This is a genomic window from Pseudoalteromonas sp. MSK9-3 (assembly GCF_003590335.1).
Classification (GTDB): domain Bacteria; phylum Pseudomonadota; class Gammaproteobacteria; order Enterobacterales; family Alteromonadaceae; genus Pseudoalteromonas.
In genome coordinates this window covers 109,662-124,072 of sequence record NZ_MIET01000027.1, presented here as the reverse complement: position 1 = coordinate 124,072, position 14,411 = coordinate 109,662, and the positions used below count along the sequence as shown (strand labels likewise).

Sequence of the window (14,411 nt, the reverse complement as noted above, 5' to 3'; positions counted from 1 at the left end):
TTCTCCTAACCTATTGTTATACGCGACGTTTCTTCGGTGGACGACAACCATTGTGTGGAATTGGCGTCACGTCAGTGATGTTTGTGATACGGTAACCAGCAGCATTCAAAGCACGAACAGCAGACTCACGGCCTGGACCTGGTCCTTTAATGAATACTTCTAGGTTCTTAAGACCGTACTCTTGTGCAGCAGTACCTGCACGCTCAGCAGCAACCTGTGCAGCGAACGGAGTAGACTTACGAGAACCACGGAAACCAGAACCACCTGCAGTCGCCCAAGAAAGAGCATTACCTTGACGGTCAGTGATGGTTACAATCGTGTTATTGAATGATGCATGAACGTGTGCCATACCATCAACAACTTGCTTTTTAACCTTTTTACGACGAATTGGTGCTTTAGCCATAACTTACCTCACCTTATCTTTTGATAGGCTTGCGAGGACCCTTACGAGTACGCGCGTTAGTCTTAGTACGTTGACCACGAAGTGGTAACGAACGACGATGACGTAAGCCACGGAAACAACCAAGGTCCATAAGACGCTTGATGTTTAAAGTCACTTCACGACGAAGATCACCTTCAACAGTGTACTTACCTACTTCTTCACGAAGTACGTCAAGTGTTTCGTCTGAAAGCTCACCGATTTTAGTATTTTCGGCGATACCAGTCGCTGCTAAGATAGCCTTAGAGCGAGTTTTACCTACACCATAGATAGCAGTTAAACCAATTACTGCATGCTTATGATCAGGGACGTTAATGCCAGCGATACGGGCCACTAACACATCTCCTATATTTCGATTCGATTCCCATCTGTTTGAAAAGCCCGTAAGGATACTCAAACGAAGACCGAACCACATTTAAAAACACAGGCCAAGTAGTATTACTTAGCCTGCATGAGTTTATTAGCCTTGCCTTTGCTTATGCTTAGGCTCACTGCATATCACTCGTACTACACCAGCACGTTTGATAACTTTACAGTTACGGCAGATTTTCTTAACGGAAGCACGTACTTTCATTGCTCAACTCCGTGAAAATAACCTTATCGGCTATAGCCTTTAAGGTTTGCTTTTTTAAGCACAGAATCATATTGATGAGACATCATATGAGTTTGTACTTGTGCCATGAAGTCCATGATCACAACAACGATAATCAAAATTGATGTACCGCCGAAGTAGAATGGCGTTTGCCATGCCATGGTCATAAACTCGGGCACCAGACAGATAAAGGTTATATACAAAGCACCTGCCAATGTCAGGCGTGTCATCACTTTATCAATGTATTTAGATGTCTGCTCACCGGGACGAATACCTGGGATAAAAGCGCCAGATTTTTTCAGGTTATCTGCTGTCTCACGCGGGTTAAATACCAACGCAGTGTAGAAGAAGCAGAAGAAGATAATAGCCGCGGCTAGTACCATCGCATACAGAGGCTGACCAGGAGTCAACACTGCAGAGATAGCTTGTAGCACATCAGCGACCGGACCTTCACCTTGGCCGAACCAGCTTGCTATAGTACCAGGGAACAGAATTATACTGCTAGCAAAGATTGGTGGAATAACACCCGCCATGTTTACTTTCAGTGGTAAATGCGTACTTTGAGCAGCAAATACCTGACGACCTTGTTGGCGTTTTGCGTAGTTAACAACAATACGTCGTTGACCACGTTCAAAGAACACAACAAGATAAGTAACAGCGAATACGATTACCGCAATCAATAGCAGTGCTAAAACATGCAAATCACCTTGGCGCGCCATTTCAGCTGTCGAACCAATCGCAGACGGCAGGTTAGCTACAATACCAACAAATATCAGTACAGAGATACCGTTACCGATACCACGTTCTGTAATTTGTTCACCCAACCACATAAGGAACATAGTACCAGTTACTAAACTCACCACAGCGGTGAAGTAGAAACCAAAACCAGGGTTAACAACTAACCCGTCCATCATGCTTGGTAAGCCAGTGGCAATACCAATTGATTGGAATGTAGCAAGCACGAGCGTGCCATAACGCGTATATTGACTTATCTTCTTACGACCTTGTTCGCCTTCTTTCTTAAGCTCTATCATCGCAGGATGTATGTGCGTTAATAGCTGCATAATAATCGAAGCCGAAATATAAGGCATAATACCGAGTGCCAATACCGAAGCTCGCTCAAGCGCACCACCGCTGAACATGTTGAACATTTCAACAATGGTGCCCTTTTGTTGCTCGAAGAACTCGGCAAGTACAGCGGCGTCAATCCCAGGGATCGGCACAAATGAACCCAAACGGTAAATAATGATAGCACCCAATACAAATAGTAATCGACGCTTCAGTTCCGAAAGCCCACTTTGTGCACTTTGCATATCTTGACCTGGTTTAGCCATTGTGTACTTCCTTAGTCTTCTACCTTGCCTCCGGCAGCTTCAATAGCTTCGCGAGCACCTTTAGAAGCCTTAAGGCCTTTAACGGTAACTGCGCGTGAAACTTCGCCAGATTTAACAACTTTAACGAACAAAACGTTCTTTTTAACTAGACCAGCTGCCTGTAGCGCGCTTAGGTCTACCACATCGCCTTCAACTTTAGCGATTTCGTATAGGTTTACTTCAGCAGATACTAGTGATTTGCGTGAAGTGAAACCGAACTTAGGTAGACGACGTTGCATAGGCATTTGACCGCCTTCGAAACCAACGCGTACTTTACCGCCAGAACGTGACTTTTGACCTTTGTGACCACGACCACCAGTCTTACCAAGACCAGAACCGATACCACGACCAACACGTTTAGCGGCAGTTTTTGAACCTGCAGCAGGAGAAAGTGTATTCAAATGCATTCGAATTACCCCTCAACCTTAACCATGTATGAAACTTGGTTGATCATACCACGCACACATGCTGTGTCTTCCAACTCAACAGTGTGATTGATACGACGTAAACCAAGGCCACGTAAAGTAGCTTTATGCTTCGGTAAACGACCGATAGAGCTCTTTACTTGTGTAACTTTTACAGTTTTATTAGCCATGGTTAATTACCCCTGAATCTGTTCAACAGTCAAACCACGTTTTGCAGCAATACCCTCTGGAGAATTCATGTTCTCTAGAGCTGAAATTGTTGCACGAACAACGTTGATTGGGTTAGTTGAACCGTAACATTTAGAAAGAACGTTCTGTACGCCCGTAACTTCTAATACTGCACGCATTGCGCCACCTGCGATGATACCAGTACCTTCAGATGCTGGTTTCATGAACACTTGTGAACCTGCGTGACGACCCTTGATAGGGTGTTGCAGTGTGTTACCGTTAAGATCAACGTTGATCATGTTACGACGCGCTTTTTCCATTGCTTTTTGAATAGCAGCTGGTACTTCACGTGCTTTACCGTAACCAAAACCTACTTTACCTGCGCCGTCACCAACTACTGTTAGTGCAGTGAAGCTAAAGATACGACCACCTTTAACTACTTTAGACACACGGTTCACCGCAATTAGCTTTTCAGCTAAATCAGGCTGTTGTTGCTTTGCTTCTACGTTAGCCATTGTCTACTCCTAGAATTGCAAACCGGCTTCACGCGCAGCATCAGCTAGCGCCTTCACACGGCCGTGATATTTAAAGCCACTGCGATCAAAAGCTAGCTTTGCTATGCCTTTGTCAGCTGCACGTTCAGCAACCGCTTTACCTACAGCTTGTGCTGCAGCAACGTTGCTTGTACCTGTAACTGTTTCGCTAATTGCTTTCTCAACAGTAGAAGCAGCAGCCAGTACAGTACCCTCAGCATTAACTACCTGAGCGTAAATGTGACGTGGCGTGCGGTGGATAACAAGACGCGTTGTGCCTTGTTCAATAAAATTTCTACGTGTGCGTTTAGCACGACGTAGACGAGCTGTTTTTTTATCCATCGTCTTACCTTACTTCTTCTTGGCTTCTTTACGACGCACATGTTCGTCTGCATAACGAACACCTTTACCTTTATAAGGCTCTGGTGCACGGTATGCGCGAATGTTAGCAGCTGTTTGACCAACAACCTGCTTATCTGCGCCCTTAACAAGAATCTCAGTTTGGCTTGGAGTTTCAATCGTGATACCCGCTGGGATCTCGAAATTAACTGGGTGTGAAAAGCCAAGAGTTAAGTCTAATACTTTACCCTTAACTGCCGCACGATAACCAACACCGATTAACTGAAGTTTCTTCTCATAACCTTCATTCGTACCAACAATCATGTTGTTGATAAGTGCACGAGCAGTACCTGCTTGTGCCCATGCGTTCGCAACTTCACGAGGTGTAGTTGTGATCACGTTATCAGTAAGAGTTACTTCAACAGCGTTGTTAATAGTACGAGTCAACTCACCGTTTTTGCCTTTAACTGTGATGTCCTGGCCTTTAATTGTAACTTCTACACCGGCAGGAACTGAAATTGGAGCCTTCGCTATACGAGACATTGTTCCCCTCCGATTAAGCTACAAAGCCAATGATTTCACCACCAACACCAGCACTACGTGCGGCACGGTCTGTCATCAAGCCTTGAGAAGTTGATACGATAGCGATACCTAGACCACCCATTACCTTTGGTAACGCGTCACGTTTCTTATAGATACGTAGACCTGGGCGACTAACACGCTGGATGTTTTCAATAACAGCTTTACCTTCGAAATATTTTAATTCGATAGTCAATTCTGCTTTTACGTCACTAGATACAGCGAAGTCAGTAATGAAACCTTCGTCTTTAAGTACCTTTGCAACTGCTACTTTCAGCTTTGAAGTAGGCATTGCAACAGCAACCTTCTTCGCAGTCTGACCGTTACGGATACGTGTGAACAAATCCGCAATAGGATCTTGCAAGCTCATTGTCTTACTCCCGTGATTCTATTACCAAGAAGCCTTTTTAAGGCCAGGAATTTCACCGCGCATAGCTGCTTCGCGAACTTTAATACGGCTCATGCCGAATTTACGAAGGAAACCATGTGGGCGGCCCGTAATGTTACAACGATTACGTTGACGTGCAGGGCTAGAATCACGCGGTAGAGCTTGTAGCTTTAATACCGCATCCCAACGATCATCTTCTGATGCATTAACATCAGAAATGATAGCTTTTAGTGCCGCACGCTTTTCAGCGAACTGAGCAACTAATTTAGTGCGCTTTGCTTCGCGCGCTTTCATAGAATTCTTTGCCATAACCCTACCCTTATTTCTTAAATGGGAAGTTAAACGCTTCTAACAACGCACGGCCTTCCTCATCAGTTTTCGCAGAAGTCGTGATTGTGATATCCATACCGCGAACACGGTCTACTTTATCATAATCGATTTCTGGGAAGATGATTTGCTCACGTACGCCCATAGAGTAGTTACCACGTCCGTCAAAAGACTTAGCACTTACACCGCGGAAGTCACGAATACGAGGCATTGCAATTGAGACTAAACGCTCAAAGAAATCCCACATACGCTCGCCACGTAGGGTTACTTTACAACCAATTGGGTAGCCTTCACGAATCTTGAAGCCAGCTACTGACTTACGTGCTTTCGTGATAAGCGCTTTCTGACCAGAGATTGCTTCTAGATCGTTTACAGCGTTTTCTAGAATTTTCTTGTCAGCTAGGGCTTCGCCCACACCCATGTTTAATGTGATCTTTTCGATCTGAGGGACTTGCATAACAGAGCTGAAACCAAACTTCTCTTGAAGTTCAGCTACTACTTTGTCTTTATATACTTCATGCAGTTTCGCCATCGTCTACTCCAACTATTAGATAGTTTTACCAGTAGATTTGAAGATACGTAATTTCTTACCGTCTTCAATCTTGAAACCTACACGATCCGCTTTACCAGTTTCCTGGTTGAAGATCGCAACGTTTGATACGTCGACTGACGCTTCTTTCTCAACAATACCACCAGCTTGCTGCAACTGCGGAACAGGCTTTTGGTGCTTCTTGATTAAGTTAATGCCTTCGACAAATACTCGACCAGCTTCAGTTACAACTGAAAGCACTTTTCCGCGCTTACCTTTGTCTTTACCGGCTAGTATGATTACTTCGTCATCACGACGGATTTTTGCTGCCATGATAGATTCCTTATAGTACTTCTGGGGCTAGTGAAACGATCTTCATGAACTTTTCAGTACGCAGTTCACGAGTCACAGGGCCGAAGATACGAGTACCAACAGGCTGTAAGCTATCATTTAAGATAACAGCCGCATTGCTATCGAAACGGATCAAAGAACCGTCTGGACGACGAACGCCTTTTCTAGTACGCACAACTACCGCGTTTTTAACATCACCTTTCTTCACTTTACCGCGAGGAATTGCTTCTTTAACAGAAACTTTAATGATGTCACCAATCGCTGCATAGCGACGGTGCGAACCACCAAGGACTTTTATACACTGCACTTTGCGAGCGCCGCTGTTATCAGCAACGTCCAGCTGAGTTTGCATTTGGATCATCTGAATGAGCTCCGGTGTAGTTTTAACACGCTTTAATTTGTTTAAAATCAAAGCACTTCGATTAAATACCACTCAAAAAACAATTAGATTGTCGTTCAAGGGCGGGCAATTGTACCAGCAAAGTACTAGGTTGGATAGTTCAATTTTTAATTAATTGGCGTATTCCACTGACTTTCACTGAGTACTTTTCTGATATGAGGACAAGCAGTTAGTTTTTCAAGCCATAAAGCTATTGATACACAACAGATTAAAAAGTAACCAGCATTATTAATGCAGAGAAAAATAATTTCTTCTGTAAGATTATATTGCTTTATTTAACAAAGAAAATGACTAAAGAACCCTGTCTTTGGGTCTAATTAACATGAACACGGCAAAAATAACGTTTCTATTGATTACCAATATCGACGACTAATACCAGTGACCAATGATAAATTAAAACGCAAAGCTATATTCAGCAGCTTCAATCTTAATCTGTTCATCATAAAAGCCCATCGGCAACACTGTTACCTCAGTATCTACCTCCTTGAATGATTTTACTTTGAGTTGTTCACAGAGTGCTTGTCGCTTTTCAAGCCAATTATCACTAAAACGCGGGTTACTCCTTAAATGTGATAGAGATCTAAACTCAAAATATATTGTGCGTCTAAGGTGACTCGCTGCTTGCTTGTCCGAACCATGTACGGTATTGACGTGATGAATAACAATATCGCCAGCTTGTACCGCGATATCTTGACTCGATATGTTACCTAACTGAAGCCTATCTTTGATTTCAGACACGCTGTCGTGCATTAAATGTGATCCAGGGATCACCTTCAAAGCACCTTGCTCTGCAAATGAATCGTTTAAATAAATCCCCATCGTAATGATGGCGGCATCATCAGCTCGCGCCTGCATATCTCTGTGCCAATCAAATGCCTCATTACTCGTAGTATTTTTGATCACCATAGACTCATAAACAGGCAATACCGGCTCACCAATCAATAACTCCGCCGCCCCAATAATAGTCGGATGTGTCAGTAAACGTGCAAAGTTAAGTTGATACTCAAATAAGTTGTTAATGCGTAACACCGACGAATCGCCTTTATACTGAGATAAAGCAATATGCATCAAACCGCGACCTTGCATTGCAAGTTCTTTAGCATCGCGCAGCAAGGATTGCGCCTGCTGTTGAAGGTGTGATAGTAATTCAGGCTCAATACCCTGCTTGATCACCGCATACCCTTGGTGTTCAAACTTACTTTTCAACAATGTACTCATCGATATGCATTCCTTGTAATACTGCACTAAATATAAATAGAGACCTACGTTTGGCCTCTATTCATTATTCTCTATACTCTATACTCTATACTCTATACTCTATACTCTATACTCTATCGAGTATTAGCCACCAAATAGCCCTTTGAACTTATCTTTGAGTTTATCTTTTAATTTGTCTTTCACGTTCTCTTTGGCGGCACTGCTTATATCTAAACTGACATCCACTTTATGAAAAGGCCCCTTAATGCGCAATGGCACTTTAAAGCCCGTACTTTTATCTGCACTTGCTTGACCTTCAACCGTATCAACAATACCGGTAACCAAGCGATAGTTCACATTAGTGTTCGGTAAATCAACCTCACCCGAGCCAGTAATGCGTATTAATGGGCTCGCTAAACTCAAATCATTATTGCGGCCAACACCGTCTTTAAATACAAAACTACCTGTTAACGCGGAAAAGTCTGTTTTCTGCTGCGGATCATAATCTGCATTTAATCCGTCTTTTAATGAAGAAAAATCGCCTTTGAGCATTTCTTTGGCTTTGCGGGTCATTTGAGCAATATTAGCGCCTTTAACGCCCCCATCTTTAAAGCTAAATGCCATGTTACCGGCAAGCGCTGATACAAATTGTTTTTGGCTTTGGCCTTGGGTTGTTAAATTCCAATCAATACTGCCTTTACCCAGAACTTTATCAAACCCGACCGCATCAGTAAGTAACGGTTCTGCATTGATGTTTTTCAACGCAAAATTTGTTGCTATTTTATAAGGCGTTACATCAGCATTTACTTTAACACTGCCTTTGCCTGTACCGTCATAAGCGTTAAACTCATCAAGGCCTAGTTGTGCAACACTGTTTTTAAGCTGTAATGAAAACTGGTTTTTCCCCAAAGTAATATCGTGCGCTTTTAAACCCGTGGAGCGCACCACAATATCTGCGTTGACTTGCCCTAATGCCGATAAATCAATTGGCGTATCATCCCATACAATGGGTTGACTCGGTGTTTGCGCATCGGGCTTGTCGGGCGCTGGCGCCGCCGCAGGGTCAGGAAGGTAAGGGTTTAAATCTAACATGCCTAAATCAATATTGGCGTTAATATTAGGTTTCGTTCCTAATACAATTTTACTTTGCCCTTTTATTTCTAACTCATCTAACTTAGCAACCAACGAGTTAAGCGTAAACGTATTATCAACAAACGACATACTTCCCGCAACGCTAAACTGATTAAATGCGTTATCTTTGGCTGGGAGCGCAATATTCTGCCACTGGGTTATCGCTTTCACTGACTCACCTGCAAGGGTTAATTCGCCTTGAATGTCTTTACCCTGGTGTGCGACCACCCCATTAAATTCAAGATTCAACAGTTGTGAGCTAAGGCGCTGTTCAATGTTAAACGCCTCTCCTACAATCGCCTTTGCCGGTGTATCAACCACCGACATTAATGCAAATTTTTGTGATTGATAAGTGATCGCACCATTAACTGTAAGTGCTTTGTATAAAGACGGGAGCTGAATACTTAAATCAAGTTCATTAACACTATGTTGAACGCCAGTTTGGCCATCAATGTAAGTAATTGAACCACCATAAATGGCGACTTCACCTAGACTGACATCAAAACCACTCGGTAATGACACCGCTGAAGGCTGTTGCGTCGTTGTTGTCTGTGTCGATGTAGGAAGGTTGTCTTGTGTCGGAAATAACTGCCAGTTAGGCTGACCCTGTTTATCAGTCTCAAGCGTGATTGTCGGGTTATTAATAACAAACCGCTCTAATTTGGCTTCACCTGACAATAACGAAAGCCAAGGTATATGTACTGACAATTGCTCCATAGAGAGCATATCCTCAGTACTGCCCGTCGTCATATTGGAGAAGCGAACATTGTTTAACGTGACATTTAAGCTGGGCAATATTGATACTTCACTATCACCTGCGATTTGTAAAGTCCTACCCGTTGTAGACTCCACCTGTTTAGAAATTTGATCAATTATCGTCTGCGTTGGCACTAAAAACGGAGCTGCTACAGCTACGCCAACCACAACGACAGCCACACCGCCAACAATTTTAACTACTGCGTTCATATCTTTCCCTATCAGTCTCATTGCGCTATGCCTATATAGTAGCCTTGGTGCGGTATAAAATCATCAATGAGTTTGTGAGAGAGTGTGGTTTACCCTCATATGGAGGTAATTGAAAACCTTATATTTCACAGTAATAATGCGCTACTCATGTGCTCACTCTCTATCACTACGCCATTTACGATGTACAATTCTTTATATCGATGATTGTAACTTTCACATTCTTCGGTATGATCCACCACCTTGTCAGTTTTGCGAACCATTAGCTAAACTGTAATGATAAAAATATGCTTATGTGTGGAGGCGCCAGCCAGTATGAAGAAGTTGCTTATTTCCCCGTCGAAAATGGCTCTAGGTGAACAAGAAAGTCAGATTTACCAAAATATATTAAAACAAGCCACTGAGATAAGCTTAAACTTGATGGCAGTAAAAGTAGAGCAGCATCCAGAAGACTTTTTAAGTTGGTGCTATGAACTACATGATGTTGCAAAAAATCGCATCAATTTTGATTTACTCGATGACCACCAGTTACCCATTGTCAAAAAGTTACAAGATCAGCTTACTTCCGCTATCAGCTTTTTACAGCTTAAAACCTTGCGTGTTGCGCCTTGGCCGGTACTGACTGGTTTTGTTTCTCAGCATAGTGAAGTGCTAGCACTAGAAGAACAACTAAAGCTCACTGACTATATCGCGACATTACGTGCAACACCGCTTAAAGACATGATTGTAGAAGATAGGCTTGCATTCAGTGGTAAACATGCTGCCTCTTTAGACCCAAGCGTATACAACTTTGATGTTGAATGGTTTGCCTCGACAAAAAATGCCAAAGGCTTCCATCAACTGTTTGCAGACTTCCCCGGAGAGTTTGATGTTGCACTGGCACACATTCCACTTGAAGGACCTGTGAGCGAGCAAGATTACCAGCAGTTCATGATTGCTTACCTAACAGCTTTTGCCAACAGTGAAGAAAAACCAACTTTGGCCCCTGCTACTCGGTTACTAGCCATGCGTCGCCCTGATGTGTTTACGCCGATAGCCAACACGAAACTAGATGCACTATGCTCGGCTTTAGGCATTACCAAACTCAATAACCGTGACTTCGAACGTTACTGGACTGATATCGTCAAAACAATTCACGCGATGCCTTGGTTTACGATGACCTCGGCAGCAGATGAATTTGAGCAGCAGCTTGCAGGTATAAAGGCCCTGATCCCTTGTTGGTTTTACCATGCAGATAAAGACACTGCCAATCAATCTAATTATATAAAACTACTAAACAAGCCAACGAGAAGTACAAGCTCTGGCGCTAAAAAATCAGTTCGCCGTGGTAAAGAGTCGGCTGAAATATTAGTTGACCGCGCTTTAAGCGATGAATCTATCCCACAGCATATTCGCGATAAGCGTGACTCGATTGTCTCTGAAGTAGAAAAAGGCCGTAGTGTTGATGAAACCATCTCATTAATGCGTGCCATATTTGGCTAGCCTCATATGATATATGGCACTTCATATTAGTGCCATATATCGTGCTTTAATAAAAACCTCTAAAATTAATGCAACATCTCAGTGCAACGCTAAAAGTCGTTGCACCACGTAAGGTCAAATTTTTCCCAACAACTTTACTTTCCGCCCTAGCAAGAATAAAAAAATCAGCTATACATCAATGTAATGAATTAAAAATAATGCAACTTATTGCACATGGCGCAATTATTGCTGAATTCTGTACATCTCTAGCGCATCAAGGAATAACAATGAAAAAACTACTACCACTCATAGTTACAGCATCATTATTAAGTACAACATCATTTCATAGCGTGGCAGAAGTCACTGCGAACGTAGCCGCCAGTTCCAATTATTTTTGGCGCGGGATCACCCAAACCAAAGATGGCTCAGCTGTCTCGGGCGGAATTGACTATAGCGATGACTCAGGCTTTTACGCGGGTACTTGGGTCTCCAATGTTGATTTTGGTAACAAAACAAGTTACGAATTAGATTTATATGCAGGCTTTACTGGTACCCAAGGTGACTTAGGCTACGATGTTGGTTATATCCACTACGCTTACCCAGATGCATCAGGAAGCAGTGATTTTGGCGAGCTATATGGTGCGTTAAGCTGGCAATGGTTGAGCTTTAAAGCAAGTTACCTGACTCACGCACAAGAAGATCAAAGTACTGAAGAAGAAATGCTGTATTTAGAGTTAGGCGCCAGCTTTACAATTTTAAATGAGACAGAACTCGCATTTCATATCGGCCAATCAAGTGGCGACACCGTTATGGAGTGGACTGGTGAAGATGATAGCTATATGGATTACGGGGTAAGCATTGCTAAAAATGGCTTTACTCTTGGCTTTGTTAAAACAGACCTAGACGCTGATGATGATATTAAAGCGTACGTGAGTTATGGACTCGACTTTGAACTATAGAGTCATACTCACACAGCAACCAAAAAAGGCCCATCAGGGCCTTTAAAAAACTTTAAGGCACACTATGGCCTGTTGAGGATTGCCATATCCGATACCACTGCTCTGGATTCATCGTCAGTAATTGGCTCTTAGTCGCAGCGCTCACTCGGTCAATATTTCCGGTGCCCAATACAATCGACGGTTTACTTGGTAAAGTCGATAACCAACAATACACCACTTGGTCTAAAGACGTTGCGCCAATTTCCTCGCCAACCTGCCGTAATACAGCTTGTAATCGTAATGCTTTTTCATCATCACGACTAAATAGCTTACCACCTGCCAAAGGCGACCAAAACATAGGTGAAATATCTAATTCTTGGCATTGGTCTAACGTGCCGTTCTCTAATGCTGCCATTTCATAGGGTGAGCACTCAAGTTGATTGGTCACCAAAGGAAAATCGCATCGCGATTGTAATAGTGATAATTGCGAGGGTGAAAAATTAGAGACGCCAAAATGTAGCACATCGCCTTGCTGTTTTAATTGCTGAAAAGCTTCTGCAACTTCATCGGCACGCATTAAATAATCAGGTCGGTGGATCAGTAATACGTCAATTCTATCGGTATTAAAATGCTGCAATGATTGCTGCACAGACGCTATTATATGCGCCTTGCTTGAGTCATAATGATTTGCTTTCCCAGCCAGCCCTTTTTTAGCCAGTGCCGGACGAATGCCACATTTGGTAATAATCTTTATTTCATCTCGAATACTGGGCGCTAGTTTTAGTGCGGCACCAAATGCAGCTTCACACTCGTATTGACCATAAATATCGGCATGATCTGTATGGGTTACACCCAGCTCAATACACTCTTTCAAAAACGACACACATTGCTGTTCAGACAATTGCCAATCTAATAAACGCCAGAACCCCATCACAAATGGCTCGACTACGCGTTTACTTTTCCCTTCACTCATATGGTCACCTCCAACCTACTAACCACTTCTTTGGCTTTATCAACAGCCAGCTGCACATCTGTATCTCGCGCTAAAGCAACTCCCATTCGCCGAGTTCCTTGAACTTCTGGCTTACCAAATAACCGTATATCTGTATTTGCTAAACTCAAACCATGCGCAACATTGCCAAATATCACTTGACTTGATTCACCCGTCACTAAAATAACGCTCGATGCGGAAGGCCCATAAAAACTAATATTGGGAATTGGCAGCCCTAATATGGCTCGTACATGTAACGCAAATTCACTCAAGTCTTGTGAGATTAAAGTAACCATGCCGGTATCATGTGGTCGAGGAGATACCTCACTAAAAAAGACTTCATCACCTTTAACAAACAATTCCACGCCAAACAGCCCACGCCCACCTAACGTATCAGTGACCAAGGTAGCGACTTCTTTGCTGCGCTCCAGTGCTAACTTGCTCATTGCCTGTGGTTGCCAACTTTGCTGATAGTCACCACTTTTTTGTACATGCCCTATCGGCTCACAAAAGCTGGTTCCCTCTACATGCCTGACGGTCAATAACGTGATCTCATAATCAAAATCAACAAAACCTTCAACAATCACTCGACCTTGTCCAGCTCTGCCCCCTTCTTGCGCATATTGCCATGCTTGCGCTATATCTTGAGCATGCTTAACCACACTTTGCCCTTTACCTGAAGAGCTCATGATTGGCTTTACTACACACGGAAAACCAATGGCTTCTATAGCACGCTGAAAATCATCAAAGGTATCAACAAATTGATATTCTGACGTGAGGATATTTAACTCCTCAGCGGCCAAACGACGAATACCCTCTCTATTCATAGTGAGCTGTGTTGCCTTAGCGCTAGGTACCACCGTAAAACCTTGCTCTTCTAATGCAACTAGTTTATCCGTCGCAATGGCTTCTATCTCTGGCACAATGTAATCTGGTTGCTCTAATTGAATAATTTTCTCAAGCTGCTCACCATCTAGCATAGATAAGACATAAGACCTATCTGCCACTTGCATCGCTGGGGCGTGTTCATATCTATCGAGTACGATGACTTCACAGCCTAAGCGTTTGAACTCAATCACCACTTCTTTACCTAACTCTCCACCACCACACAACATCACTTTGCATGCGGTGGCTGAAAAAGGTGTGCCTAACTTTTTAATTTTCATTTTTTTCCTTGGTAGGGTATCAGCAAGCTTTATAATGCCCGATGTATAAATACTTGAGTAGTAAATATTTATTACTGTAAGAGATACCTGATAACAAACTTTTATCGTGGCCAATAATTAA

At 42.9% G+C, this 14,411-nt stretch carries 20 protein-coding genes; 2 read left to right on the top strand and 18 right to left on the bottom strand.

Annotated elements, in window-relative coordinates:
• Positions 1–16: 16 nt before the first annotated feature.
• The 16 genes from rpsK to BGP78_RS11775 form a co-directional block, all read right to left on the bottom strand.
• Positions 17–403, bottom strand: coding sequence for a 30S ribosomal protein S11 (rpsK, locus tag BGP78_RS11850; RefSeq protein WP_010363724.1), 387 nt, complete (start codon positions 401–403; stop codon positions 17–19).
• A gap of 13 nt (positions 404–416) precedes the next feature.
• Positions 417–773, bottom strand: a complete 357-nt coding sequence (gene rpsM / locus BGP78_RS11845; protein ID WP_010363725.1) for a 30S ribosomal protein S13 — start codon at positions 771–773, stop codon at positions 417–419.
• Between the two features lie 126 nt (positions 774–899).
• Positions 900–1,013 carry a 50S ribosomal protein L36 gene (gene rpmJ / locus BGP78_RS11840; protein ID WP_002959476.1) on the bottom strand — a complete coding sequence of 38 codons (114 nt, stop codon included), beginning with the start codon at positions 1,011–1,013 and terminating at the stop codon, positions 900–902.
• A gap of 23 nt (positions 1,014–1,036) precedes the next feature.
• Positions 1,037–2,365, bottom strand: coding sequence for a preprotein translocase subunit SecY (gene secY, locus BGP78_RS11835; RefSeq protein ID WP_010363748.1), 1,329 nt, complete (start codon positions 2,363–2,365; stop codon positions 1,037–1,039).
• 11 nt (positions 2,366–2,376) lie between these two features.
• Complete coding sequence (gene rplO / locus BGP78_RS11830) at positions 2,377–2,811, bottom strand: 50S ribosomal protein L15 (protein ID WP_010363750.1); 435 nt, start codon at positions 2,809–2,811, stop codon at positions 2,377–2,379.
• 5 nt (positions 2,812–2,816) lie between these two features.
• Positions 2,817–2,999 (bottom strand): 50S ribosomal protein L30, encoded by a 183-nt coding sequence (gene rpmD, locus BGP78_RS11825; RefSeq protein ID WP_016710201.1) that lies wholly within the window; start codon positions 2,997–2,999, stop codon positions 2,817–2,819.
• Positions 3,000–3,005: 6 nt separating this feature from the next.
• A complete protein-coding gene (gene rpsE, locus BGP78_RS11820; RefSeq protein WP_010363754.1) occupies positions 3,006–3,512 on the bottom strand; it encodes a 30S ribosomal protein S5 in 507 nt (168 codons plus the stop codon).
• A gap of 9 nt (positions 3,513–3,521) precedes the next feature.
• Complete coding sequence (rplR, locus tag BGP78_RS11815) at positions 3,522–3,872, bottom strand: 50S ribosomal protein L18 (RefSeq protein ID WP_010363756.1); 351 nt, start codon at positions 3,870–3,872, stop codon at positions 3,522–3,524.
• Positions 3,873–3,881: 9 nt separating this feature from the next.
• Positions 3,882–4,412, bottom strand: coding sequence for a 50S ribosomal protein L6 (gene rplF / locus BGP78_RS11810; protein ID WP_010363759.1), 531 nt, complete (start codon positions 4,410–4,412; stop codon positions 3,882–3,884).
• Positions 4,413–4,425: 13 nt separating this feature from the next.
• Positions 4,426–4,818, bottom strand: coding sequence for a 30S ribosomal protein S8 (gene rpsH / locus BGP78_RS11805; RefSeq protein WP_119861572.1), 393 nt, complete (start codon positions 4,816–4,818; stop codon positions 4,426–4,428).
• A gap of 21 nt (positions 4,819–4,839) precedes the next feature.
• On the bottom strand, positions 4,840–5,145 hold the full coding sequence (gene rpsN / locus BGP78_RS11800) for a 30S ribosomal protein S14 (protein WP_010363762.1): 306 nt from the start codon (positions 5,143–5,145) through the stop codon (positions 4,840–4,842).
• A 10-nt stretch (positions 5,146–5,155) separates the two neighbouring features.
• Entirely contained in the window at positions 5,156–5,695 is a 540-nt protein-coding gene (rplE, locus tag BGP78_RS11795; RefSeq protein ID WP_119861571.1) for a 50S ribosomal protein L5, read from the bottom strand.
• A 15-nt stretch (positions 5,696–5,710) separates the two neighbouring features.
• The gene (gene rplX / locus BGP78_RS11790) at positions 5,711–6,025 is read right to left on the bottom strand and encodes a 50S ribosomal protein L24 (protein WP_010363766.1); all 315 of its coding nucleotides are present in this window, start codon (positions 6,023–6,025) and stop codon (positions 5,711–5,713) included.
• A gap of 10 nt (positions 6,026–6,035) precedes the next feature.
• Positions 6,036–6,404, bottom strand: a complete 369-nt coding sequence (gene rplN / locus BGP78_RS11785; protein ID WP_010363768.1) for a 50S ribosomal protein L14 — start codon at positions 6,402–6,404, stop codon at positions 6,036–6,038.
• 432 nt (positions 6,405–6,836) lie between these two features.
• Positions 6,837–7,661: a phytanoyl-CoA dioxygenase family protein gene (locus tag BGP78_RS11780; RefSeq protein ID WP_119861570.1), complete on the bottom strand. Its 825-nt coding sequence runs from the start codon at positions 7,659–7,661 to the stop codon at positions 6,837–6,839.
• A 123-nt stretch (positions 7,662–7,784) separates the two neighbouring features.
• Positions 7,785–9,737 carry an AsmA family protein gene (locus tag BGP78_RS11775; protein WP_119861569.1) on the bottom strand — a complete coding sequence of 651 codons (1,953 nt, stop codon included), beginning with the start codon at positions 9,735–9,737 and terminating at the stop codon, positions 7,785–7,787.
• A 312-nt stretch (positions 9,738–10,049) separates the two neighbouring features.
• Between BGP78_RS11775 and BGP78_RS11770 the strand changes: the two genes are divergently transcribed.
• The gene (locus tag BGP78_RS11770) at positions 10,050–11,216 is read left to right on the top strand and encodes a hypothetical protein (RefSeq protein ID WP_119861568.1); all 1,167 of its coding nucleotides are present in this window, start codon (positions 10,050–10,052) and stop codon (positions 11,214–11,216) included.
• 266 nt (positions 11,217–11,482) lie between these two features.
• A complete protein-coding gene (locus BGP78_RS11765; protein ID WP_119861694.1) occupies positions 11,483–12,154 on the top strand; it encodes a TorF family putative porin in 672 nt (223 codons plus the stop codon).
• A 52-nt stretch (positions 12,155–12,206) separates the two neighbouring features.
• Here the strand turns inward: BGP78_RS11765 and BGP78_RS11760 are convergent, their stop codons facing one another.
• Both BGP78_RS11760 and purT read right to left on the bottom strand, forming a co-directional pair.
• A complete protein-coding gene (locus BGP78_RS11760; protein WP_119861567.1) occupies positions 12,207–13,106 on the bottom strand; it encodes an aldo/keto reductase family oxidoreductase in 900 nt (299 codons plus the stop codon).
• Entirely contained in the window at positions 13,103–14,290 is a 1,188-nt protein-coding gene (purT, locus tag BGP78_RS11755) for a formate-dependent phosphoribosylglycinamide formyltransferase (protein WP_119861566.1), read from the bottom strand. The genes BGP78_RS11760 and purT overlap by 4 nt, the downstream gene beginning before the upstream one ends.
• Between the last annotated feature and the right edge of the window lie 121 nt (positions 14,291–14,411).

Coding starts and splice junctions, on each gene's coding strand:
- rpsK (WP_010363724.1), bottom strand. CDS start 403: ATGGCTAAAGCACCAATTCGTCGTAAAAAGGTTAAAAAGCAAGTTGTT.
- rpmJ (WP_002959476.1), bottom strand. CDS start 1,013: ATGAAAGTACGTGCTTCCGTTAAGAAAATCTGCCGTAACTGTAAAGTT.
- secY (WP_010363748.1), bottom strand. CDS start 2,365: ATGGCTAAACCAGGTCAAGATATGCAAAGTGCACAAAGTGGGCTTTCG.
- rplO (WP_010363750.1), bottom strand. CDS start 2,811: ATGCATTTGAATACACTTTCTCCTGCTGCAGGTTCAAAAACTGCCGCT.
- rpmD (WP_016710201.1), bottom strand. CDS start 2,999: ATGGCTAATAAAACTGTAAAAGTTACACAAGTAAAGAGCTCTATCGGT.
- rpsE (WP_010363754.1), bottom strand. CDS start 3,512: ATGGCTAACGTAGAAGCAAAGCAACAACAGCCTGATTTAGCTGAAAAG.
- rplR (WP_010363756.1), bottom strand. CDS start 3,872: ATGGATAAAAAAACAGCTCGTCTACGTCGTGCTAAACGCACACGTAGA.
- rplF (WP_010363759.1), bottom strand. CDS start 4,412: ATGTCTCGTATAGCGAAGGCTCCAATTTCAGTTCCTGCCGGTGTAGAA.
- rpsH (WP_119861572.1), bottom strand. CDS start 4,818: ATGAGCTTGCAAGATCCTATTGCGGATTTGTTCACACGTATCCGTAAC.
- rpsN (WP_010363762.1), bottom strand. CDS start 5,145: ATGGCAAAGAATTCTATGAAAGCGCGCGAAGCAAAGCGCACTAAATTA.
- rplE (WP_119861571.1), bottom strand. CDS start 5,695: ATGGCGAAACTGCATGAAGTATATAAAGACAAAGTAGTAGCTGAACTT.
- rplX (WP_010363766.1), bottom strand. CDS start 6,025: ATGGCAGCAAAAATCCGTCGTGATGACGAAGTAATCATACTAGCCGGT.
- rplN (WP_010363768.1), bottom strand. CDS start 6,404: ATGATCCAAATGCAAACTCAGCTGGACGTTGCTGATAACAGCGGCGCT.
- BGP78_RS11780 (WP_119861570.1), bottom strand. CDS start 7,661: ATGAGTACATTGTTGAAAAGTAAGTTTGAACACCAAGGGTATGCGGTG.
- BGP78_RS11775 (WP_119861569.1), bottom strand. CDS start 9,737: ATGAACGCAGTAGTTAAAATTGTTGGCGGTGTGGCTGTCGTTGTGGTT.
- BGP78_RS11770 (WP_119861568.1), top strand. CDS start 10,050: ATGAAGAAGTTGCTTATTTCCCCGTCGAAAATGGCTCTAGGTGAACAA.
- BGP78_RS11765 (WP_119861694.1), top strand. CDS start 11,483: ATGAAAAAACTACTACCACTCATAGTTACAGCATCATTATTAAGTACA.
- BGP78_RS11760 (WP_119861567.1), bottom strand. CDS start 13,106: ATGAGTGAAGGGAAAAGTAAACGCGTAGTCGAGCCATTTGTGATGGGG.
- purT (WP_119861566.1), bottom strand. CDS start 14,290: ATGAAAATTAAAAAGTTAGGCACACCTTTTTCAGCCACCGCATGCAAA.